Consider the following 23600-nt stretch of genomic DNA (forward strand, 5'->3'; position numbering starts at 1 on the left):
ATCTATCCCTGATCCGAAGCTGGCTCTAGTTATTCCGAACGGAACACTGCGGTAGTTGCTTTATAATTAGTATTCCACATGGTAGTCTTTTTTGAATGCTTGTCCTGACCAGGCTTTCTTTGCTGTCCAATCCGCTGGAGGATTGGTCCAAAAAGGATCGTCTGCAGGTAAACCCAAAGGGAGAAAACCTAATGTTGCCATATACAAACTTCCAGTAGAAGTATAGCTATCTGCAATGTCCGGTTGTGATCCACAGAAGCCCAGGACAAGCCATCCGTTGCTATCAAAATTATTTTGTTGATCGTACATACGGTGCATTACGGCCGAGACCGCACATCTTATTTGTGCTGGATCTATGTATTCGGGTAACTTGTGCATAAGAGCAACTTGACCTAATGCTTGGAATGCTGCAGTACGATAGGTAATGGATCTTCCGAAGGGCGGGTAGCTGCCGTCAGGCGCGATGAACCGTTCAGAAAATTCTGCGTACCTGACCATGCGTTTTACGGCAAGATTATAATCGTCTTGGGTTACTTTTTTGGACTGTGTTAATATTTGAAAAAAATCAACCAGCATCGGGTGGATAACGTAAGAATTGTAATAATCCATACTAAAACTAGGGCCATCACTATACCAGCCATCACCTTGGTACCATTCCACGATTTTTCTTTTCGCAAACTCCACACGGACAGGATCTGCCTGCTCGCCGATTGTGGAAAGGAATGCTTCGTTGATACCTGCAAATAACAGCCAATTGTTGTATGCTCCAGTGCGTGTACGTAGTGCCTTGAATTCCTCTCGGATACGTTGTTTAGTTACTTCATCTAAAGGTTCCCAAAGTGCTTTTGGTGCGCGCAGGAAAGCTTGGGCCATATATGCTGCATCTACAATGGGTTGGCTTTCCGTTCTAAAATTAAGGTAATCTGGGTTTTGTGGATCTACCGCATTACGAATACCAATCAATAAAGCATCACGCAGTTTTTTACGCAATTTCGACTCGTCGCTATTGTCATCAGGCAGTGCTAACCAGGGTGCAACCCCCGCCATTGTACGGCCAACAGCTTCTAGATAGGTGACTTTCTTATAAAAATCTGGTTTATTGCCAGGCGGCACTTCCACAGGCATGTTCTGTTTAAGTGTTCCGTTGGCTAAATTAAGAATCACCGGTGAAGCGATCTTATAGAGCAGATTGGACCAATACTGACGATCCTGTAAGCCCGAAGGGAGCTGTTCTTTGGTTTTGTTTTTCTTTTGGGCATTGGTATTTGTCATGAGGACAATGGCCAAAAAGCAGAGGCTTAATAATTTTTTAAGGTTTATCATTTTTTTTAAGTTATCGTGCTAAATAATCTTCCTTTCATAGGAGAGTATAATATCAGACTTAATACTTGTTTTATTGGTTTTTAAATTTAGTGAGCATTTCTAACATTTTTACGCTGCCTATAAAAATAAATCACTCCGATGATTTTTCCTGTTATGAACATATTTTATACAGTATCGAGTAGCCAATTTATGTGTTTTACTCGATAGCCATATTGATTAATTTTTCTAATATTTACTAGGGTATACCACGTTTAATTCGACTTATAATGGGAGAGACTTTATTATCAAATCTCTTTTTAATATATTCAATGCTAATTTATGTTTAGATCGATTTTAATAACCTTATTTATATCCTGTGCTATAATTGTGCAAGGTCAAAAATTAAGATTGGAAAGTCCGAATAAGGTTCTGTCGGCCGAGGTCCACCTTGCTTCGGGTAACAATACGATACATTTATCATCAGCCTCCCAAACGTTGACGGACATCAAGATCTTAGATTTTGACTGGACCGAAAATATAGTCCAAGGTGACTGGCAGCTGATAAAGAGCGATAAACGGACAGTAAGCCGTAAATGGAAGCCTCTTTTTGGCGAGCGTAACACTATCAAAGACAACTATAATGAATTTGAGTTACAATTACAGTCCAGCGGAAATCGTAAAAAAATGCGTCTCTATGTGAGGCTTTACGATGAAGGAATCGCATTAAAATATGGATTTGACAAAAATGACTTTTCTGGATTAACCATCAAATCCGAATCTACGGCTTTCCATTTTAGTAGCGATGCTACAACCTGGGTCGCGGGAGCGGCACAAAGTGCTTATACAAAAACGACATTGAGCCAGCTGAAGGGGGAGTTTGAAAGACCTTTGGTGGTTAATCCCGCGCCGCAATTATTTATGGCGATTGGTGAGGCTGCTTTGGTTGATTTTGCACGAATGAAGTTTACTTATAAGGCCGACTCGAAAAGCTATATCGTTCAATCTGCATTGTCTGGCCCCGTAGCCCTTGATCAAGCGGCCTATGAAAGTCCGTGGCGCTACGTGATGGTTGGAAAGACAGCGGGAGAATTGGTCGAGAATAACTATTTCATCCTCAATTTAAATAAGCCCAATGAGATAGCAGATAGCTCCTGGATAAAACCAGGTAAAGTATTACGTGAAGTGACATTAACGACAGCTGGCGGGATTGCTGCAGTCGACTTCGCAGCACGTAACCAGATTGACTATGTCGAGTTCGATGCGGGATGGTATGGTCCAGAAGAGTCTACTGCGTCAGATGCCTCTCGTGTAGATGTCGATCCTGCACGTTCCAAAGGTCCCTTAGATCTACACGATATCATTGATTATGCAAATAAGAAAAATATAGGCATCTTACTTTATGTGAATAAAAAAGCTTTGGAAACACAATTGGATCAGATCCTACCGATTTATCAGCAATGGGGTATTAAAGGGCTTAAATTTGGTTTTGTCAACGTCGGGAGTCAACAGGCTACAGCCTGGTTACACGAGGCGGTCCGTAAGGCTGCCCAATATAAGCTTATGGTAGACGTACACGATGAATACCGACCTACCGGGTATTCGCGGACTTTTCCCAATCTCATTACGCAAGAAGGCATCCGTGGCGATGAAGAATCACCGAGCTCTGAACAAAGCCTGATCACGATGTTTACACGTGCTATTGCGGGTGCTGGTGATTATACCAACTGTTACCATGCTGTTCGCGTAACGACCAAAATGGGGGGAAAGGCTGCTCAAATGGCTAAAGCGGTGATGTTGTACAGTCCATGGCAATTTATCTATTGGTACGATCGGCCGGCAGATGCGCCACATAAGGCGGGTGGAGCCGGAGGAGAACACGAAACGTTGATCGATGAATCCGAAAACGCAGTAGCGTTCTATCGTAGCCTTCCTGTCACATGGGATGAAACTAAAGTATTAAAATCGGCTATTGGTGAATGCGGTATTATTGCACGTCGCGCGGGTAATCGCTGGTATATCGCGATGCTTGGGGCAAAGGTAAAACAGGATATCAAAATTGATCTTTCCTTTCTTGGAACACCTGATCGTTTCAAAGCGCAGTTGTGGAGCCAAGATGAGCAGGGATTGGCTAAAAATACGGTAGATAGAACGGAATTTGCTTTAAAAAATAATATGTTCAATCTGACACTTGAGCCTGATGCGGGAGCAGTATTGATCCTGGATAAAATAAAGTAAAAGCTTACAACCTTAACAATTCAAAACAGCTGTGGACTTCTTTGTTCGCAGCTGTTTTTGTTTAACTACTCCCATTTTTAATGCAAATATCGTAGTTGGAACCATATAACAATTAGAATGACAATAATGAAACGCCTGCAAATAAAACACCGATAATGGTCAAATTTGACCTAGTTGTGTCGCCGGTATATTTGAAACTTTACATAAAAATAAATGGGATTTAATTTTTCCTATGGCCTTAGTTATGTAATGAAGCAGATAGTACAGCATTTTGATCAATTATTTAAAGAGTATCACCAGCGGTCTTTTCTATTCGCAAAGTCTTTTGTTCATATAGATGCGGTAGCGGAAGATATCACCGCCGATGCATTATTGGCAACTTGGGAACGGATGCAAGAGGAGACACTGTTGTCTCCTAAGTGTTTTCTTTTACGAGTTATAAAAAATAAGGCGCTGGATTATTTGAAACACCAGCGGATCCATCGACAATTGATAGAACCCCTGGATAACTGGGATGAGTGGGAATTGCAGCTTCGTATAGACAGCTTAAACGAAATCAATGAAGAGCGGGTTTTCCTCCAGGAAATTAAGACAATAACGCAGCAGACACTAGATGCAATGCCCTTAAAGACGAGGGCCGTGTTCGAACTGAGTCGACAGCAATATATCAGTGGTAAAGATATCGCCCAGCAACTGGGGATTTCGCTTAAAGGTGTGGAGTATCATATCACAAAAGCACTCAAGGTATTGACCATTAATCTTAAAGATTATATGGTTGCTTCTTAGTAATTTAGATGCTATAAATTTTGACTGAAATAACATGCGCGATCCGGGGATAGATAAAATAATAGTGGGCACCGCTGGCTTGGGGGGTGTCTGGGGTGCTGTAGAATCCGAGGAGTCCATTCAAGCTATACATGAGGCTTTATCCTGTGGTATCGGTGCATTAGACACTGCCCCAGCTTATGGTGATGCGGAATACCTTGTGGGACAGGCTTTATCGCAATGGAATGGCACAAAACCTGCTATTAGTACAAAAGTAGGACGATTAAAAAGTTATGTCGCAACCGAAGCTCAGTATGATTATACGACCATTGGCATGCAGCGAAGTGTAGAGGAGAGTTTAAAGACATTGGGGCTGGCGCAAGTAGATGTGCTGTTTCTGCATGAACCTGCAGTTTTAACGGCTGATATTGCGGGTCGAGTAGTCTCGGATATGCGGGGTTTTAAGGAGCAAGGACTGGCCAAAAAGATTGGAGTGGGAGGGAACCCTCCAAGCTGGTTTATGCCATACCTGATCGAAGGACAATTCGATGTGCTCATGGAATACAATCTATTAAACGCATGTAACATAGAAGCACTTCATAGCTCCATACCAGTCTGTGAACAGAATGGTATGGAATACTATGCGGCGAGCCCGTTAAACATGGGACTATTGGGACGGAAATTTCAAGATTTTTCCCTGGTAGTGCCCCAGTGGTTGGATGTGTTGACAGTTGAACAGGCAAGACGAATACAGACTATTGCGGAACGATATAACGTATCGCTGGATGTATTGGCTTTACGATTTTTATTGAATATTGATGCTTCCTTTAAAATGGTCATAGGTGCCGCTAATCAGCGCGAACTGCATAGTTCCCTCTCCGCAATCAACCAAGGTATATTGCCAATAGATATTTATAACGAAATCCTCCAAACGTTTAATGATAATAGATGAATAGTATAGATCTGGAAACCTTTAATATCCAAAAAATTAGCATCCGGGTGTTGGCACCCGTCGCAACAATAACTCCTTTCCAGGACGCTACAATGGGGCCTTTTCCGAGCTTTGGTTTATCGATCATCCGTATCGAAGATGCCGAGGGGTTTGTAGGTGAAGCACCCGTGTATAATAGTTACACCAATATTTTGGAGACCTGCCTATTTCCGATATTATTTCATTGCGAAGGTATGTCTTATCAAGATTTTTTTCCTAAGCTGTATTGGTCCATTCGAAATGAAGGCTTCAAAGGTGCGGCATCAGCGCTACTGGGACAGGTTGATATGGCCTTACACGATCTGGCTGCTAAACGAAGTAGACTGCCTTTGTACCGTTATATTGGTGGAGATCGCAACACCGTGAAGATTTATGGAAGTGGCGGCGGAACCAATTATACCTTGAAAGAATTGGAAAAGGAAGTCACACTCTTTTTGGATGCTGGAGTGGACTGCTACAAGATGAAGATCGGAAAAGATTTTGGGACAAATATAGCTGCCGATATTGCCCGTGTGAAACATGTACGAAAACTGGCGGGAAAACATATGCAGATCGCTGTGGATGTCAACCAGATCTGGTCTTGTGAAGATGTGTTTAGATTTCTGGATGCCATTGGTGAAAATGAATTGGCCTGGCTTGAGGAACCTATACATTCTGCGGCATATGATCAGATTGAAGAGCTTTGTAAGCGTACAGCTGTTCCAATCGCTTATGGTGAATCCGAGCGCACATCGAAGATATTTCCCATGCTGGCCAACTGTGGAGTAAAACACTTACAGCCTGTTCCGACACAGTTCGGCGGAATAAAGGAATGGATGGAAGTCCGGGATTTATGTACCAATCGCAATTTGCAGCTTTCTTCTGGTGGTTATTCTTTATATTCGAGCTTTTTAATGACTACGGCCAGTGAAAGTGGGATGATCGAGTACCTATACGCGTTGATGTATGGTTTAGAAAAATATTTTTTGATTAAACCATCATTGGAAAAAGGACATTTTCATTTGCCCGAATCTGAAGGACTACCTGTTCGGATCAATTGGGAGTATTGTTTGAACGAAAATAAAATAATAAGGGAACAGGTCTGGTTGAAAGCAGATGTTCCTGGATATAATCCGCTGGTTAGCATGTAATGCAGTAAAAAACAAACCTGATCATGAACTTAACATTTAATTATATTGACTATTTGGTTTTAATAGCATACGCGTTGGTTCTTTTGTATGTGGGGTTTCGTTTTTCGAGGAGAGAGCAGAATCAGCAGGATATATTTCTAGGTGGGCGTTCTCTGAAATGGTGGCAGATTGGTTTTTCCATTTTTGGTGCCAATGCTGGCCCCACGATGTTGATCGGATTTGCAAGTATTGGTTTTTCTCATGGGATAGTCGCCAGCAACTTCGAATTATTGGCCTGGATCTTTCTGATGCTGCTCGCGATGGTATTCTTGCCCTATTATTTGAAGGCTAAGATTAGTACAATCCCCCAGTTTCTATTGATTCGTTTTGGTAAAAAATCTTACAACTTTTTAATTGTCTATAGCCTTATTTCTATTTTGGTTGTTTGGCTGGGAAGTGCCTTGTATGCCGGAGGATTGCTTATTTCAGGAATATTTGGTTGCCAGTTGTTTACTGCGATCTTAATAATCGGTGCCATCGCAACCAGTTTTACCGCAATTGGTGGGTTGAAAGCTGTGGTTCGTACTGGGGTTTTTCAGTCTGTAATTATTATTATATCGTCGATTATACTGACTTTCCTGGGCTTTCAAAAGATCGGCCAGCTCGACACATTGATCAGTCAGACACCGGCGTCGTATTGGAAGTTATTTTTGCCGGCTTCCAATCCCGAATATTCATGGGTAGGTATTGTTTTGGGATACCCTGTAGTGGCTATATATTATTGGTGTGCCGATCAGACGATCGTACAGAAGGTGCTGGCTGCGAAAGATCTAAAAGAAGGCCAATATGGTGCGCTATTTATAGGCGCGCTTAAGATTATTATGCCGATTATATTTATTATGCCCGGCATTATGTGTTTTGTATTATTCAAAGACACCGCGCCGGACAATGCCTATATTACCATGATCAAACAATTGATGCCCCACGGACTACTGGGATTAAGTATTGCAGCATTGATCGCATCGCTTGTGGATACGGTGTCATCAAGTTTAAACTCATTCTGTACAGTGTTTACATTGGATGTTGTCCAGCAGTTTAAAGTACTGGATAGTAATCAGCAAAGGCGTATGGGGAAATGGGTGACTGTCCTAGTTGCATTGGCGGGTATTGCGATAGCGATGCTGTTTTCTTATTCCGGAAAAGGATTTTTTGACCTCACACAGGGGTTAGTTTCGATTCTTGCCCCACCATTGGCGGTGGTCTTTCTGTGGGGAGTCATCTGGCGCGGAATAAATAGTACGGCCGCAGAGGTTGTGCTCTATGGTGGTGGTTTCATCTGTTTGGTGTTGGGTATTTGCCATGTGACGAATTATCCTTATCAAGGTTACTGGCCCCATTTTTTAATGCTTTCTTTTTATATTTTTGTCGCATTGAGTGTGGTCATTGTCGCTGTGTCTTTCTTGACCAAATCCAAGGAGCATTCGGAAATACCAACCTTGTTTGATCGAGTGGAAGGTAGCGCGTTTGGTCAGTCCCGATCAGTTTGGCTGACTTGGGCTGCGTTGGCATTCGTTATGATCATGATTTATATCTATTTTAATTGAGGTGATCTATGAATAATTTCACCAGTCGGTCACTAAAAACTTAAATGCGGATGATTTAATAGGGTAGACCTCATCTCGTGGAAAATTAAAAGAAAATAAAGATGAAATTGTTTGTTCGCTTGCTAATATTATGCAGTTCGGTGCTATTTGTGATGTGTAAAGGAGAAAAAGCACCCTCTCTTTTACCAGATTATGAAGAGCATGTTTTTGTGGTTAATATTGTAGACAATCCAGAAAAATTAAAAGAATACTTAGCCTATCACGATCGGGTATGGCCTGAGGTTGAGGCTGGGTTTAAAAAAGCAGGTTATCAGCAGATTGCGTTGTATCGGTTTGATAAATTAATTGTCATGACGGTTAGGGTTCCGGCAGGAGCCGATCTCGATAAAATGGGAAAAGAAGCTGAGGCTTACAGTCCAAAATGTGCAGAATGGAATGCACGTATGAATACCTACCAACAAGGTGTGAGTGGAACGGTAGCAGGACAAAAATGGGCAGAAACGAAGCTTTTTTATGAATTTAAACACAAATAGCTTCAGGTGTCCGATACTGCTTTAGAAAGTCCCGGGGCGAACTGCCTTTTACGTCTTTAAAATGCTTATTGAAATTGGAAATGTTATTGTAACCGCTTTTGAAACAGGTTTCTGTAATATTGTATTTTCCTTCCATCAATAATTTGGCTGCATGCCCAATACGGATTTCCTTGATAAAATCTACCAAGGTTCTATTGGTCTGCATTTTGAAGAACCGGCAGAAGGCAGATGAAGACATGGGAACAATAGAAGCGACATCCTGTAATGTAATATCCTCCCTAAAATGTTTAAATATGTAATCGAAAACTCGGTTGATCCGATTAGCATCTGTGGAATTTTCAATGATATTGAAGGATGGTGAAGATAAAGTCTTATAAGAGCTTGACAAGGCTAATTTATCCAATAGTTGTAGCATCAATACCGCGCGGGACAGTCCTGAGGCGACCAACATATCATCGAGAATATCTTTCGCCTGCCTAACTATAGGCCCAGAAAATAGCACTCCTTTTGCAGCATTAATAAACAATTGATTCAGAAGAATTGCTTCTGGTTTGGTCAGCAGATCCTTCCCTAGAAAATCAGGATAAAAGTGAACTATGGAGGCTTTAGCCGATCTATCCTTATCGATTGTATTGTAATATTGCCAGCAATGCGGAAGATAGCTTCCTAACAATACCAGTTCGTCACCTTCAAAATCCTCAATGTGATCGCCTATAAACCGTTTTCCCATACAGTTTTCCAGTAAGACAATCTCAAAGTTGAGATGCGACTTTAAAGAAGTGTATTTTTTGATCTCCAGTTCTTCACTGCGAACCGTAAAAGATTGATCCGGCGGGAAAGTAAAGTTTTCATAAATATGCTGCATCATAGGACAATATTTGTTAAAAAGTCAATGTATTTTAGCAACCGGTTGCATAAGTTAGTTAAAGATAAGAAAAAAAATATGAAAGTGTAAAATTTGAAAATCTTGCTTGTAAAATATTTAATGCAAAAAAACATTACAATAGAGCAAATTATTGGTGGTTATCCCTATTTATTATATTGAAATTTATTCCTGCTATCAATTATGACGAATAGAGATGCATAATAATCAAGTTCGCCTTAGTGGATGTGGGAACCGACAGAGTGTAATTTAGTGTTAAAGTGGTAAAAGTTGGGCCGTGTATACGGTCCAACTCTTCTGTTAAGATTGAAAGAAAAGTAAAAATAATATACGGATGAAAAAAATAGTAGGAAGTTTTCTACTCTGTGCGTTAGCGCTAAATAGTTTTTCGCAAGACTGGCTCCCTCAAAAGCGGGATAAAAATGTGCTGTTCAGATTGCTGGATTGCCAATATGAAGGAGCAAAATTGGCTAATAGTTCGACAATAGGAGGGCGCTCGGATAATTGGGATGTCAAGCAGGAGATTTTGCAAAAGAAGGGAACGAATGAGGTGACTTACCGATTTACCTTTAAGGCGAAAAGAGCGATGAAGGATGTAGGGGTAGCTGTCGCTTTTGATGCTTATAACTGGTCGAGTGATAATTTTGTGATGATCCCCGCGGTTGTTTATAATGGCAATCGCCAACGGATTGTCAACCGGGAATATGCGACTGGTCTCGACAAAACAGATTATTATAGAAAAGATTTGGCGCTAACCTCCAATCCAATCCCACAGCTTTCACCAGAATATGGTGCAAAATCACAATTGGAAGTGAATATCAGTAATACAAGTACCCCTTTGATGGCCTACTTGGACCGAAAACAGCATAAGGGTGTATTCCTGTTTACCGATCAGGGAATTACCTGGAAAAATGAGGTGAAAGACCACGCATTGATTGTTGAAGAAAGTGAGGATCGAAGTGTCGCTAGTTTTGTTGTCAGTGCGCCAGGTGTACGGTCGCGTAAACCTGAATTTATCGGTTTTAGTGAAAGCCCTGATCGGGGAATATCAGTTGCCCAAGGTGATGAATTGCAGATTCGCGTTACACGATTAGAATTTCAGTCCACAGATGTACCGTATTTGTATACTCGATTTATGCAAGAGCGAAAACTGCATGTCAAGGAAACTGCTCCCCGAAATCTGATGCCAATGAGTGAGGTTTTTACGCGTATGGCAAAAAATATTGATGAACGCTATTATGCAAAAGACGGTGTTGGATTTTACTGCCCTGAGAATGCAGATTGGATGTCCTATGGCTGGGTGGGTGGATTGATCAATACTTATCCTATGCTGGCTTTAGGGGATACAGCACATTTCAATCGTGTAAGCCATACATTTAATTTTGCTTTGCCACAGGGCCGCGGAGCAAGCGGATACTATTATGATGTGCTTGGCGCAGACAGTCAGGTTATCTACCGGGACGGGGCAAAATTAAATCCGGGTATCGGCTTAACACGTAAAAATGCCGATGTGCTTTATTGGATGGTCAAGCAGTTTATGCTCTTGAAAAAGCAGGGGAAATCTTCGCTCATTACCAAAACATGGGAAAATGAAGTCAAACAACTTGCCGATGCTTTCGTGAAAACCTGGCAAGAAGAGGGGACGTGGGGCAATTACTTAGCGATCGAATCGGGTAAAATCGCCGCCTATAATACAACAGGTGGCGCAATGGCCGTTGCTGGGTTAACCTTGGCCGCTTCTTATTTTCATAACGATCAGTACCTCGCCGTAGCAAAAGATGCTGCGAAAAAATATTACGACAATTTTGCGTTGGTTGGTTTCACATCCGGTGCTTGTGGGGATATTCTCCAAAATGCCGATTCGGAAACTGCAATTGCATTGACGACTTCGTTGATGACGCTTTTTGAGCAAACTGGCAAACGCGAATACTTGGATCAGGCCAAAAACCTAGCGAATTATACCGCGTCCTGGACAGTATCTTTTCCTTATCAGCTACCTGAAAATACTGCTTTGGCAAAATTGGGTGCTAATCTTACAGGGGCGGTTTGGGCGAGCACACAAAACAAACATGGTGCCCCAGGGTTTTGTACGCAATCTGGCGACGTACTGTTCAAGCTTTTCCGTGAAACTGGAACGAGCTTATATGCCGGTTTGATACGTGATGTAATCCATGCACATGCCGAAGGCATACAACCCAATGGTAAGATCACCGAACGTTTGACCTATTGTGATGCCGATAGCAGGGGATCACGTGGTGATGGCGGTAAAACAGGCTGGAACGAAACAAATGGTGCTTTAATGGCACTTGAAATACCTGGCCTTTATGTTCGTAAGGATAAGGCAACAGCCTATGCCTTTGACCATATCCTAGTTAAAACTGTCAAGAAAACTAGCCAGGGACTCTCTTTAACACTTCATAATCCAACGGCTTATGATGCAAATGTTAGCATATTGGCTGAGGATGCGGCTGAAGCTGCTCGACCTTTGGGAGAAAATGCCTTTTTGGATTGGAATAAAAAGGTCAATATTAAAGCTGGAGATACAGTTGTAGTTACGCTTTAGTGCATGTGCTAAGGATAAATTGCTAAGGATATATTTTGTTAAAATCTAAAACGAATGAAACTTTTGAAAACGAATTTGCTATTTCTTGGATTGACAGCTTTGTCAACAATGGGCTATAGTCAAACAACATTAAAGACCAATTATTTCAAAATCGTGATTGACCAGAAAGGTTATATCACGAGTATGCAGAATATTACAAAGAAATCGAATAGGGAGTTTAGTCCAGCAGATAAGCCGTCCCCGCTAATGGTCTTATATAATGCGAAGAAACGGGTATATACATATCCAGAGCAGGCAAGTTATTCGGCAAGTGATAAAATCATGACTTTGGCTTATCCGAACGGTTCCACCGCACGCATCAGCATCTTACCTCAGGCTAAGTATTTCAAAATGAAATTACTTTCATTGACCAATTCAACCGATATCGAAGCTATACAATGGGGTTCCTATCATACCAATATTACCAATTTATTGGGCGAGATTATTGGCGTGAGCAGGGATACGAGTAAAGCAGCCAATTACGCGATTGGCATGTTGGCGCTCAATGACAATACATTGGGCGGAACAGCAGATATTCAAGGCGATGCAGCACCGTTTCAGTATATTATCCACTCGCCGGATGCAGCGCGTTTTCCATTGCCAAATCACTTGCATGAAGGACAAATATTTTCTTTAGGAGGTGACGGTATCAGCGATGTCGCCTTTTATGCGCACAAAGAACCTTATTATCGGATCATGTACGGAAATGCGGCTGAGGTGGATAAAAATGGACGAATATCCATTTCCTACCAATCGCGGGATCGCAGGCAAGAACGCGAAGTGTACTACTCCCTCATTCCGAATATGGCGTCCAATAAACCTAATCATCTGCTGGTACAGCCTATTCCGGGGGTGGATTATATCGGTTCTGCTATCGCTTTTTGGGGCAGCCCGGATAGCACAGCCCTAATGGACGTGGTTCAAGATATTGTCCTTAAAGAAGGCTTGCCACATCCGACAGTCAATGGAAAGTGGATCAAGGATCCTGCAGCTTTTGTGCCGGATATATTGACAGAGGGCGGGCAGTATGATAATATGATTGCCTATGCAGACCGACTTGGATTTAAGGCCATTAGTTTATATGATCAGGCCTTCTTACGTCCGGACCGTGGAAATGCAGGTTATATTGACGGCAAGAACTTTGAACGTAAGCCTTTAAAATTTGCAAACGGAGATGCCTATTCCCATAAAGAGTATGCACAGATGGCGGCCAAACATAATATTGTTATTGGTCGGACGCCAATTACAAATGCATTGGCTCCGGGTACCAAAGATGCCAGTCCGGTGCCGAGCGATAGCATCTGGTATCAACAAAAACGTCCTTTAGCTAAGGCAATTAGTGCTACAGATACATTGATCTATGTGGATGACCCGACGCATCTGGAGGAAATTGGCAGTTGGGAAGGGCATGTTAAAAGCCTGAATATGATTAAAATCGGGAAAGAGCTTATCCATTATTTGGGCGTGAGCGATACCAAACCTTATCGTTTACTCAATGTGAAACGGGGCTATTGGGATTCCAAGGCTACAGCGCATGCCGCCTTAGATACACTATATAAGTTGCAGGTAACGATCAACTACGGTTATGATGGATTGATCCCCAATATTCAGTTGCAAGATAAAATAGCCGAATATTATGCAGACGTCAGCGCAATCAATGGCTTAGGCTATTATGATTTTGATGGACAGGAATTCTTATTTAATAATGGTCATGGCTACTATTCGGCGAAACGTTTTTTTCGTAAAATGTTTGAACGTGCGAAACAACGTGGATTGGCAGATATTCGTTTTACAGGGGCTACTTTATCTGAAGGATCATGGCATTATCAAAGTATATGGAACGTAGGTGGCGGTAAAAACTTATATGATGCAGAGACGCGGGAATGGGGAAGTGCGACAAGTCAAGGAAAAGATTTACGTGATGTCTCCTACGCTAATTTTTTCCCTGTCGGAATGGGCGGGAATTTCCCGATTACCGAAAAGTCTACTGTAGAGGAATATGAGCATATCCAGGCCATGTCCGTGGGTACGGGATCAACTTATAGTTTAAAACTGAATCAGAAACAGGTAGAAAGTTGTCCACAGAAAGATGCTATTTTCCAAGCGATCCGCACCTGGGAAAATGCCCGGAGGGCAAATGCTTTCCCGCGCTGGGTGAAAGAGTATCTGGTGGATCCAACGCAGAGTTTTAGATTAGAAGAACTCGATAAAGATCACTGGAATCTTTATCGTATCAATAGGGATGGTTCGGGTAAGAAACTATTAACAAAATTGACAAGAGCAAAAGGATATTAAAAAAAACTATATCCGGCCCATTCAGGCCGGATTAGTTTTTATAGCATTAAACTGATGAAAATGAAAATTACTTTTTTCTTAACCTGTATTTTCTTTTTGGGATTTGGAGCCTCGTCGGCGCAGGTAAAATCGGAACCTCGGGAATACCATGTTGCGATTACTGGAAGTGACGCGCAGGGTGGTACTCCTACAAAACCACTCCGTACTATAATGGCTGCGGCCAGGTTTGCAATGCCGGGTGATATTATTACGGTTCACGAAGGGGTATACCGCGAAAGTATCGTTCCACCACGTGGTGGTCTTTCGGCAAAACAACCGATTACTTACCGTGCTGCAAAAGGTGAAAAAGTGGTTATTAAAGGCTCGGAAGAAGTGAAGGGCTGGAAGCTAATCGGTGACGATATTTGGCAGCTCGAATTGCCAAATTCATTCTTTGGTACATTCAATCCCTATCAGGAAGAAATCCGCGGGGACTGGTTTTGGCCGACACCGAAAGAAAGGAAATATCACCGCGGGGCAGTTTATCTTCATGGTCATTGGCTGATGGAAGCTTCTTCCAAAGAACAGCTCTTGACCAATCATTCGCCAAAAGGGGAATGGTGGGCTTCGGTTGATGGGGGAAAAACGGCTATCTGGGCCCGGTTTCCAAAGGTTGATCCGAATCAGGAACAGGTAGAAATCAATGTTCGACCTCGAGTCTTCTATCCGGATCGCCCTTTTGTCAACTACATCACCGTGGATGGTTTTGTGATGGAACAGGCCGCGACTAACTGGGCACCACCCACTGCCGAACAGGAAGGACTTATCGGTACACATTGGAGTAAGGGCTGGCGTATAGTCAACAATACCATACAATATTCGAAATGTGTTGGAATTGCCCTAGGGAAATATGGTGATGCCTATGATAATAAAGATACGGAGTCCGCTGAAGGGTATGTCGGCACAATAAAAAGAGCGCTGGCTTTTGGCTGGAACAAAGACAGTGTCGGCAGTCATTATGTGGGAAATAACAAGATAGCCTATTGCGAACAGGCCGGTATTGTGGGGAGTATGGGCTGTTCATTCAGCACGGTAGAGCACAATACAATACATGATATCCATATCGAGCGCCTTTTTACCGGCGCTGAAATGGCTGGAATAAAATTTCATGGTGGAGTGGATGTCAGCATTCGAAATAATCTGATTTATCGGACGAATATGGCAATTTGGTTGGACTGGATGGCGCAAGGCGCACAGATTATGAATAACCTGTTTTATCAAAATGATCTCGATATATTTTTGGAGGTAACGCATGGGCCTGCGTTGGTTGCCAATAACATTATGCTTTCCCCGAAAAATCTGTCAATGAATGCGCAAGGAGCGGCTTTCGCTCATAATCTTTTTGCCGGAAAAATCGAAGTTATTGCATACGATAGCCGATTGACTCCTTACCTAAAACCGCACGCTACACAACTTGTGGCACTAAAAGATAATCCGGCAGGTGATGTGCAGTTTGTCAATAATATTTTTACAAAAGGATCTGATATCAGTGATTATTATAAAGCGTATCTTCCAGTGTTGTTGGATGCTAACGTCTATACTAAGGGTAGTATTGGTGTGTCAACTGCCAAAGTAAATGCACGAATGGGGGAAATACATGCCAACGCCGAGCAGCAGATGAAGTCGTATGTGAGCAAACTTGCAGTAGAACATAATGCGTTGATCGATACGAATGAGGCTGTTCTTGTCAATTTAGTGGAAAAACAAGGTAAGGTCTATTTGGACTTTCCGTTTCAAGCAAAATGGTTGCAACAGAAGAGAGATTTGGTGACTTCAATATCATTAAGTCCAACGGTAATATCCGAGTTGCCATTTGAGGATCGAAATGGGCGGCCTTTGCAGATTGACCGGGACTACTTCGGTAAAGCTCGAAAAAAATCCAATCCGTCTCCAGGTCCATTTGAATATACAGGGAAGAAGGAAGAAAAAATAACATTGATTTATGAATAGAAACCGAATAATACAATTAAAATCTTACGGGATGCTGCTGAGCATCCTTTTTTGCGTTTTGTCTGGATATGGGCAAGAACAACTGGACAGTACGACAGTCGCAAAATTGACTCCTGCGTTCTTGCATGTCAATGGCAACAAACCAAAGATTGGCATTCCTGAGATCGAAGGTTATAAAGTTAACTTAATCGGTTCAGATAACAAGGTAATAATCGATTTGAACTGTGACATTTCGTTGTCTTTGGTCGAACATAATTAATTGCCTATATCTTATCGGATTCCGTAGGCTTGAAGAAGTAATCTAAACCATTTTTTATGATAAACCGTATTCAATTTAGTATCATTTTATTTTTTGTAGTTTTCAATTGCTATTCACAGTCCAGGTATGTCAATCCGTTTATCGGTGCGGTTACCAGTGGTGAAAAAGCCGAAACGGGAGGACACGGTTTCGGTAAAACTTTTCCAGGGGCAGCAACTCCATTTGGCTTAACACAGGTTAGCCCCAACACGATTACTGGTGGAGATAATGGTTCTGGATATAACTACGAGCATACCTCCATCGAAGGCTTTGCCTTTACGCAAATGAGTGGTATAGGCTGGTACGGTGATCTAGGTAATTTTTTGGTTATGCCGACCACAGGGGAGCTGAAAACCTCGGCAGGTAGTCCCGAACATCCGGAAAAAGGCTACCGCTCTCGTTTTTCCAAAAAAGATGAGAAAGCAAGTGCAGGTTATTATGAAGTGGTGCTTTCAGATTATAATATAAAAGCTGAAATGACCGCTACACCGCATAGCGGTATGCTTAGGTTTACTTTTCCCAAACATAAAAAGTCGCGGATTCAGATCGACTTAGCGCGGCGAGTAGGTGGTACATCTACGGAACAATATGTGAAAGTGGTGGACAACCATACCATCCAAGGATGGATGAAGTGCACGCCCGAAGGTGGAGGTTGGGGAAATGGTGATGGGAAGGCAAATTATACGGTCTATTTTTATGCCCAATTTAGTAAGCCTTTTACCGATACGGGGGTATGGAGTTGTGCCCTTCCAGAGGGGCAAAAACGGAAATTGGAAGATGTTACAAGTGCCAGTTATCAAGAGATGGTTTCCAAATCTGTCGTCACAAAAAATATCGGCATTAAGGAAGGTAAACATTTGGGGTTTTATACCGAATTCCCTACACAAGCAAATGAGCAGGTATTGATGAAAGCTGGAATTTCATTTGTCAGTATGGAGGGAGCCAAAAATAACCTTGAAACAGAAATCAAAGATTGGAACTTTAACAATGTATTGGAGCAAACGCAGAAACGATGGGATGATGCATTAGGGAAAATCGAGGTTCACGGTGGGACAGAAGACGAGAAAACTGTTTTTTACACGGCTTTGTATCATTCGATGATCGATCCGCGAGATTTCTCGGATGTAGATGGAAAATACGTTGGCGGTGACGGACATATTCACCAAACGAAAGATTTTACCAAGCGAACAGTATTTAGCGGTTGGGATGTTTTTCGAAGTCAGTTTCCTTTGCAAACGATTATTAATCCGACTATCGTAAATGATATGATCAATTCTTTGGTGACATTGGCCGAAGAAAGTAAACAGGATTATTTAGAGCGCTGGGAATTTTTGAACGCGTATAGTGGCTGTATGATCGGAAACCCTGCCGTATCAGTTATTACGGACGCCTATATGAAAGGGATATCCAACTTTGATATAGAAAAGGCTTATAAATATGCGCGACAAACGGTTGAAAAATTTGGAAATGGAGAAAAAGGAACTACAGGAGAAATTTCGACGACATTGGAATATGCTTATACAGAATGGTGCATGTCTCAATTAGCGAAACGATTAAATAAAACGGCTGATGTGGATTTATATGCTCATCGTGCGCAAAGCTATAGAAATCTCTTTGATCCGACAGTTGGTTGGTTTCGACCGAAAGAACAGGATGGTACATGGAGTAAATGGCCAGAAACGGGGCGCTTAACCCAAAATTATGGCTGTGTTGAGAGCAACCCTTATCAGCAAGGATGGTTTGTCCCTCATGATGTGGATGGATTTGCAGGCCTTTTGGGTGGTAAGCAAAAAACCATCGCGGATCTCAATAGTTTTTTTGAACTCGCTCCGGAAGATATGATGTGGAATAATTATTATAACCATGCCAATGAACCAGTACACCATGTGCCATTTCTATTTAATCGTTTAGGAGCGCCATGGCTCACACAAAAATGGACGCGTGAAATTTGTTCACGTGCGTATCATAATTCAGTTTATGGTCTGATAGGTAATGAAGATGTGGGGCAAATGTCAGCATGGTATGTGTTGACGGCATCTGGATTACACCCTATTTGTCCGGGTGACACACGCTATGAGATTACAAGTCCTGTGTTTGATACGATCACCTTTAAACTTGATCCCAAATATTATCCTGGGACACAGTTTGTAATCAAAACAGAAAATAACTCGCCTGAAAATCGCTACATCCAAAAAGCTGAACTTAATGGCGTCCCTTATAATAACTGTTTTATAGATCACAATGAAATTATGCGAGGCGGAACCTTGATATTGTTTATGGGGAACGAACCGAATAAACAGTGGGGGCTCAGTAAAATTGTTGAAAGCAAATAAGTACTAGGGATTCGTTAGCCTAAGTCGTCTTTTAAGTAAAGCATGATCATGAAATCGCCAAATCTTAAGCTCGTTTTTTTTACCTGTTTTCTTGGCTTTTGCTCCTTTGGGCAAAGTCTGGCTCAACGAAGTCCGATACCGTCAGGTATGTTGGATAGGAGCAAAGCTATTGTATCACAATATGTAGCCAAATTCGATCGACTAGCAACACGGATACCATCCCAAGTAGCCGTGGATGCCCCTTTATTGGGTAATGGCAGTACAGGAGTAGCAATTGCGGGTACACCTGATAGGCAGACCTATTACCTGGCGAGAAATGATTTTTGGCGGTTAAAATCTGGATTTAACGAGTCTTATCCTGCCGTATTAGGTAAAGTAGAAGTGGCTATTCCAATGTTAAAGAAGGCTAGTTATCAGGTTGATGTGGATCTTTATACAGCAATTGCAACCTCAACCTTTCAGGCAGGAGATACGCTGCTGGAGATCAGATCATTTGTTTCCGAGAAAGATGACTGCTTGATTTTACAATTTCAAAACAAAGGCAAAAAACAAATCAATGGGCAGATTAATCTGCTACTCCCTGCCGAAGACCAATTTAAAAATAATCCACCAGCGGAATCACTGTTCCCAGCTGTCACGCAGCAGGGGACGAGAGGAAATGGAACAATATTCATCAGTAGAGGCTTTGAGGAGCTGGTAGATATTCCGACAAAGGCTGCTGTTGCTGGAAAAATAATCACACAGCAGCAACCTGATTTCAACTTACATGCAGGCGAGTCACTAACTTATGTATGTGCCTTATCTTCCAATTTTAAAAGTAAGAATTGTGTGGAAAAGGTGCTTAAGACCGTGGATGGTTTAGATCTGAAAAATGTAAAACTGCTCGAACGCGAACATAAAAAGTGGTGGGCAGATTTTTGGTCGGAGTCTTATGTTGAAATTCCTGATAAAGTGATCGAAAAACAATATTACCTTTCTCACTATGTGATGGGATCCTGTAGTCGCGATCCGCAATTTGCCCCACCCATTTTTGGAACATGGATTACGCGGGAGATTCCCAATTGGAATGGTGATTATCATTTGAATTATAACTATATGGCGCCTTACTATGGGCTTTATTCTTCCAATCATCTTGCTGCAGCAGGTTCGTATGAGCAACCTTTGCTCGACTTTATGGAACGGGGTAAGTTCTATTCGAAAGAAATAACAGGGATTTCAGAGGGATTGCTATATCCAGTGGGAATAGGCCCGAAAGGGATGGAAACAACCCGTCAAAATGCAATCATGGAAAGCGTATTTGGTGGATATATCCAAGGTGGACAGGTGGAGCATAAAGGTTTGTTCTTTGGTCAGAAAAGCAATGTGTCCTATGGTGTCACCAATATGGCTACAGCGTTTTATACGACTTATGATCGCAATTATGCACGGAAAATATACCCTTATGTACGTGGTGCAGCTGTGTTTTGGACCAACTATGTCAAGAAAGATGAAAATGGTCGTTATGTGATTTTTAACGATGCAATTCACGAAGGGACGGTCGGGGATAGTAATCCAATTCTAAGTCTTGGACTGGTAAGGCAGACATTGCAGCTGGCTGCCGATTTGAGTGCCTATTTGGATGTGGACCGTCAGTTGGCGGTGAATTGGACACAGGTAAAGGCGAATCTCGCTACTTTTCCGGTTCAGGAAAAAGAGGGGCAACCAGTCTTCCGTTATACCGAAAAGGGACCCGCATGGTGGAATGATAATACACTGGGCATACAGCATATTTTCCCGGCTATGCAGATTGATCTGGAAAGTGATCAGCGTTGGATTACTATTTCACGTAACACGATCGAAAAAATGGGACGTTGGACAGATAACAATGGCACCAATAGTTTTTTTCCTGCAGCGGTTCGTGTAGGCTACAGTGCCGATAGTATACTATATCATTTGCATCGATATAGCCAACATACTTATCCCAATGGATTTCAACGGAACAACCCGCATGGTATAGAAAATTGTAGTACTGTACCGACAACCATTAATCAGATGTTGTGTGGTATCCATCAGCAGGTGCTAAAATTATTTCCTGTATGGCCCAAACAACAGAATGGGCAATTTGGCAACCTACGTGTGGACGGCGCCTTCCTCGTGTCATCAAAACTCGACAATGGGGCTGTTACTTATGTAGAGATCTTAAGTGAGCAAGGACGAAATTTGATGCTTGACAATCCTTGGCCCGGACATAAAATTTCCTGGCGCAAAAATGGAAAAATAATGCAGCCTTTTGAGGGCGATCGCCTGCGTATAGCAACGAAAAAAGGAGATCGTATTTACTTGCAAGTTGCTGTCCAGTAAGCAGTGGTGAACTGTTGCTGTTTGAGAAATTAGAAAGGTATACCTGAGAAAATAAAACTATAAAATGAAATTTAACCGTTGTTTTTTGAGACTGAATGTTCTTTTTTTGTTAATTATTGCCGGGGGAAAGCAAGTGACAATGGCGCAAAGCAAAAGTTACGCTTTTCTTGATGTAAAAAGAAGTCGGGAGGAACGTATTCAGGATCTGATTGCGCGACTGAGCCTATCGGAAAAAGTGCAAATGATGAAGCACGAGTTTAAGGGCATTCCACGATTGGGCATCCCTGCATACGATTGGTGGAATGAGGCGCTGCATGGTGTTGCACGGACAGAAGAAAAAGTAACTGTGTATCCGCAGGCTATAGGCATGGCGGCTACTTTCAATACGGCTGCGGTCAAACAGATGGGGGATTATACGGCAACAGAAGGTCGCGCATTATTCAATGAAGATCTCAAAGCTGGAAAAACAGGTAAACGCTATCGTGGACTGACCTATTGGACTCCAAATATCAATATTTTTCGTGATCCACGCTGGGGAAGAGGGCAGGAGACGTATGGTGAAGACCCTTATTTGACAGGGCAGATCGGAACAGCTATCGTGCGCGGGCTGGAAGGTGATGATCCACAGTATTTGAAGGCAGTTGCGGCAGCTAAGCATTACGCTGTGCACAGTGGACCCGAGCATAATCGACATTCTTTTAATGCAGAAGTCTCAGCTTATGACCTTTGGGATACCTATCTCCCTGCATTTCGGCAATTGGTGACCAAGGCCAAGGTACATGGGATCATGTGTGCCTACAACCGCTTGGATGGAATGCCCTGTTGCGGCAATAATGTGTTGCTCAATACTATTTTACGCCATCAATGGGGCTTTAAAGGCTATGTAACTTCGGATTGTGGGGGTATCAATGATTTTGCCAGCGGACATAACACACATCCGGATAATACAGCGGCCGTCAGTGCTGCAGTTTTGGCCGGAACAGATCTCGAATGTGGTAATCTCTATCAATTGTTGGAACAGGGGGTAAAACAAGGTGCATTATCCGAAAAGGATATTGATGTTTCACTAGCCCGACTTTTGCAGATCTGGTTTCAATTGGGAATGTTCGATCCACAGGAACTGGTACCTTACGCAAAGATTGGTCGTGAAGTTATTGAAAGTAAATCGCATAAGGCACATGCTTATAAAATGGCGCAGGAGTCTATGGTGCTGTTGAAAAATGAGCATAATATGCTACCCCTTGATCCCAATAAAATAAAAAGAATAGCTTTTATCGGCCCCAATGCCGATAATGGACATGCGCAGTTAGCAAATTACTTTGGTACGCCTTCGGAAATTGTAACACCGTTGAGCAGTTTACAAAAGCGTTATGGAAAGCAAATCGCTATAGACTATCTTCCGGGAACAGAAATCATGAAAAAAATCGATGGCGGCCCTTCATTTGAAGAAATTGTTAAAAAGGCTGCGGTAGCAGATGTTATTGTTTTCGTTGGCGGTATAACGGCAGACTACGAAGGTGAAGCTGGTGATGCTGGTGCAGCGGGTTATGGTGCTTTTGTGAATGGAGACCGATCGACTATGGCTTCTCCTGAAGTGCAGACGGCACTTTTAAAAGAACTGAAAAAAACAGGGAAACCACTTGTATTGGTCAATATGTCGGGATCAGTGATGAGCTTCGATTGGGAATCACAGCATGTAGATGCGCTATTGCAGGCATGGTATGGTGGACAGGCGGCTGGCGATGCTATAACGGATGTGCTATTTGGTCGCTATAATCCGGCAGGACGTATGCCTTTGACAACGTATAAAAGTGATGCAGACTTGCCTGATTTTGAGGATTACTCCATGGCAAACCGCACCTATCGTTATTTTAGGGGGGAGGTGCGTTATCCATTTGGTTACGGCCTGAGCTATACGAAGTTTGACTATAAACAATTACAAGTGCCTACTTTCGTTGAAACGGGTACTGATGTTCAGGTAACTGTACAGGTGACAAATAACGGTCAGCGCGACGGTGATGAGGTCGTTCAATTATATGTTGTTCATCCAAAAGAAGGAAACTATAAAGTGCCCAATAATGCTTTAAAAGGTTTTAAGCGCGTATTTTTCAAAAAGGGTCAGTCGCAGAAAATAACCTTCACCTTGACACCAGAAGATCTGGCTTTGGTGAGCGAAAGAGGCGAGTTGATACAAAAAGGTGGCGCTGTCAAAATATATGTTGGTGGTGGTCAGCCGGGGAAATCTGTAGGCGTAGAGGCCGAAATTAAAATGCAAGGAACAGCGTATCGACCATATTAAGGCAAAATAGAAGAAGGTTTGT

15 protein-coding genes are annotated in these 23600 nt (G+C 42.3%); 13 read left to right on the forward strand and 2 right to left on the reverse strand.

All coding sequences use genetic code 11. The features are described from left to right. Positions 1-66 precede the first annotated feature (66 nt). Positions 67-1323, reverse strand: a complete 1257-nt coding sequence (locus tag HS960_RS02100) for a DUF2264 domain-containing protein (RefSeq protein WP_182331143.1) — start codon at positions 1321-1323, stop codon at positions 67-69. A gap of 318 nt (positions 1324-1641) precedes the next feature. Between HS960_RS02100 and HS960_RS26730 the strand changes: the two genes are divergently transcribed. From HS960_RS26730 to HS960_RS02130, 6 genes are all read left to right on the forward strand, one after another. Next, a complete protein-coding gene (locus HS960_RS26730) occupies positions 1642-3537 on the forward strand; it encodes a glycoside hydrolase family 97 protein (protein ID WP_189683208.1) in 1896 nt (631 codons plus the stop codon). A 213-nt stretch (positions 3538-3750) separates the two neighbouring features. Then, entirely contained in the window at positions 3751-4323 is a 573-nt protein-coding gene (locus HS960_RS02110; protein ID WP_182331144.1) for an RNA polymerase sigma-70 factor, read from the forward strand. A gap of 34 nt (positions 4324-4357) precedes the next feature. Continuing rightward, complete coding sequence (locus HS960_RS02115; RefSeq protein ID WP_182331145.1) at positions 4358-5254, forward strand: aldo/keto reductase; 897 nt, start codon at positions 4358-4360, stop codon at positions 5252-5254. Next, on the forward strand, positions 5251-6423 hold the full coding sequence (locus HS960_RS02120; RefSeq protein WP_182331146.1) for an enolase C-terminal domain-like protein: 1173 nt from the start codon (positions 5251-5253) through the stop codon (positions 6421-6423). The genes HS960_RS02115 and HS960_RS02120 overlap by 4 nt, the downstream gene beginning before the upstream one ends. 23 nt (positions 6424-6446) lie before the next feature. Beyond that, positions 6447-8006 (forward strand): sodium:solute symporter family transporter, encoded by a 1560-nt coding sequence (locus tag HS960_RS02125; protein WP_182331147.1) that lies wholly within the window; start codon positions 6447-6449, stop codon positions 8004-8006. 101 nt (positions 8007-8107) lie between these two features. Continuing rightward, on the forward strand, positions 8108-8539 hold the full coding sequence (locus tag HS960_RS02130) for an L-rhamnose mutarotase (RefSeq protein WP_182331148.1): 432 nt from the start codon (positions 8108-8110) through the stop codon (positions 8537-8539). Here HS960_RS02130 and HS960_RS02135 read toward each other — a convergent pair. Beyond that, a complete protein-coding gene (locus HS960_RS02135) occupies positions 8526-9407 on the reverse strand; it encodes an AraC family transcriptional regulator (protein WP_153847123.1) in 882 nt (293 codons plus the stop codon). The genes HS960_RS02130 and HS960_RS02135 overlap by 14 nt on opposite strands. 349 nt (positions 9408-9756) lie before the next feature. On the opposite strand from HS960_RS02135, the gene HS960_RS02140 reads away from it, so the two are divergent. The 7 genes from HS960_RS02140 (at position 9757) to HS960_RS02170 (ending at position 23578) form a co-directional block, all read left to right on the forward strand. Next, entirely contained in the window at positions 9757-11985 is a 2229-nt protein-coding gene (locus HS960_RS02140; RefSeq protein WP_182331149.1) for a hypothetical protein, read from the forward strand. A gap of 54 nt (positions 11986-12039) precedes the next feature. Further along, a complete protein-coding gene (locus tag HS960_RS02145) occupies positions 12040-14319 on the forward strand; it encodes a hypothetical protein (protein ID WP_182331150.1) in 2280 nt (759 codons plus the stop codon). A 60-nt stretch (positions 14320-14379) separates the two neighbouring features. Beyond that, the gene (locus HS960_RS02150) at positions 14380-16308 is read left to right on the forward strand and encodes a right-handed parallel beta-helix repeat-containing protein (RefSeq protein WP_182331151.1); all 1929 of its coding nucleotides are present in this window, start codon (positions 14380-14382) and stop codon (positions 16306-16308) included. After that, the gene (locus HS960_RS02155) at positions 16301-16567 is read left to right on the forward strand and encodes a hypothetical protein (protein WP_182331152.1); all 267 of its coding nucleotides are present in this window, start codon (positions 16301-16303) and stop codon (positions 16565-16567) included. Before HS960_RS02150 ends, HS960_RS02155 begins: the two co-directional genes overlap by 8 nt. Before the next feature lie 56 nt (positions 16568-16623). Then, a complete protein-coding gene (locus HS960_RS02160) occupies positions 16624-18939 on the forward strand; it encodes a GH92 family glycosyl hydrolase (RefSeq protein ID WP_182331153.1) in 2316 nt (771 codons plus the stop codon). A gap of 147 nt (positions 18940-19086) precedes the next feature. Further along, positions 19087-21279 (forward strand): glycosyl hydrolase family 95 catalytic domain-containing protein, encoded by a 2193-nt coding sequence (locus HS960_RS02165; RefSeq protein WP_182331154.1) that lies wholly within the window; start codon positions 19087-19089, stop codon positions 21277-21279. A gap of 139 nt (positions 21280-21418) precedes the next feature. Then, the gene (locus HS960_RS02170) at positions 21419-23578 is read left to right on the forward strand and encodes a glycoside hydrolase family 3 C-terminal domain-containing protein (protein ID WP_153847116.1); all 2160 of its coding nucleotides are present in this window, start codon (positions 21419-21421) and stop codon (positions 23576-23578) included. The last annotated feature ends 22 nt before the right edge of the window (positions 23579-23600 follow it).

This window comes from Sphingobacterium paramultivorum (assembly GCF_014109745.1).
GTDB classification, from domain to species: domain Bacteria; phylum Bacteroidota; class Bacteroidia; order Sphingobacteriales; family Sphingobacteriaceae; genus Sphingobacterium; species Sphingobacterium paramultivorum.

Bases quoted from the DNA above. Each gene is read 5' to 3' on its own strand.
- HS960_RS02100 (WP_182331143.1), bottom strand. From the start codon at position 1,323: ATGATAAACCTTAAAAAATTATTAAGCCTCTGCTTTTTGGCCATTGTC.
- HS960_RS26730 (WP_189683208.1), top strand. From the start codon at position 1,642: ATGTTTAGATCGATTTTAATAACCTTATTTATATCCTGTGCTATAATT.
- HS960_RS02110 (WP_182331144.1), top strand. From the start codon at position 3,751: ATGGGATTTAATTTTTCCTATGGCCTTAGTTATGTAATGAAGCAGATA.
- HS960_RS02115 (WP_182331145.1), top strand. From the start codon at position 4,358: ATGCGCGATCCGGGGATAGATAAAATAATAGTGGGCACCGCTGGCTTG.
- HS960_RS02120 (WP_182331146.1), top strand. From the start codon at position 5,251: ATGAATAGTATAGATCTGGAAACCTTTAATATCCAAAAAATTAGCATC.
- HS960_RS02125 (WP_182331147.1), top strand. From the start codon at position 6,447: ATGAACTTAACATTTAATTATATTGACTATTTGGTTTTAATAGCATAC.
- HS960_RS02130 (WP_182331148.1), top strand. From the start codon at position 8,108: ATGAAATTGTTTGTTCGCTTGCTAATATTATGCAGTTCGGTGCTATTT.
- HS960_RS02135 (WP_153847123.1), bottom strand. From the start codon at position 9,407: ATGATGCAGCATATTTATGAAAACTTTACTTTCCCGCCGGATCAATCT.
- HS960_RS02140 (WP_182331149.1), top strand. From the start codon at position 9,757: ATGAAAAAAATAGTAGGAAGTTTTCTACTCTGTGCGTTAGCGCTAAAT.
- HS960_RS02145 (WP_182331150.1), top strand. From the start codon at position 12,040: ATGAAACTTTTGAAAACGAATTTGCTATTTCTTGGATTGACAGCTTTG.
- HS960_RS02150 (WP_182331151.1), top strand. From the start codon at position 14,380: ATGAAAATTACTTTTTTCTTAACCTGTATTTTCTTTTTGGGATTTGGA.
- HS960_RS02155 (WP_182331152.1), top strand. From the start codon at position 16,301: ATGAATAGAAACCGAATAATACAATTAAAATCTTACGGGATGCTGCTG.
- HS960_RS02160 (WP_182331153.1), top strand. From the start codon at position 16,624: ATGATAAACCGTATTCAATTTAGTATCATTTTATTTTTTGTAGTTTTC.
- HS960_RS02165 (WP_182331154.1), top strand. From the start codon at position 19,087: ATGTTGGATAGGAGCAAAGCTATTGTATCACAATATGTAGCCAAATTC.
- HS960_RS02170 (WP_153847116.1), top strand. From the start codon at position 21,419: ATGGCGCAAAGCAAAAGTTACGCTTTTCTTGATGTAAAAAGAAGTCGG.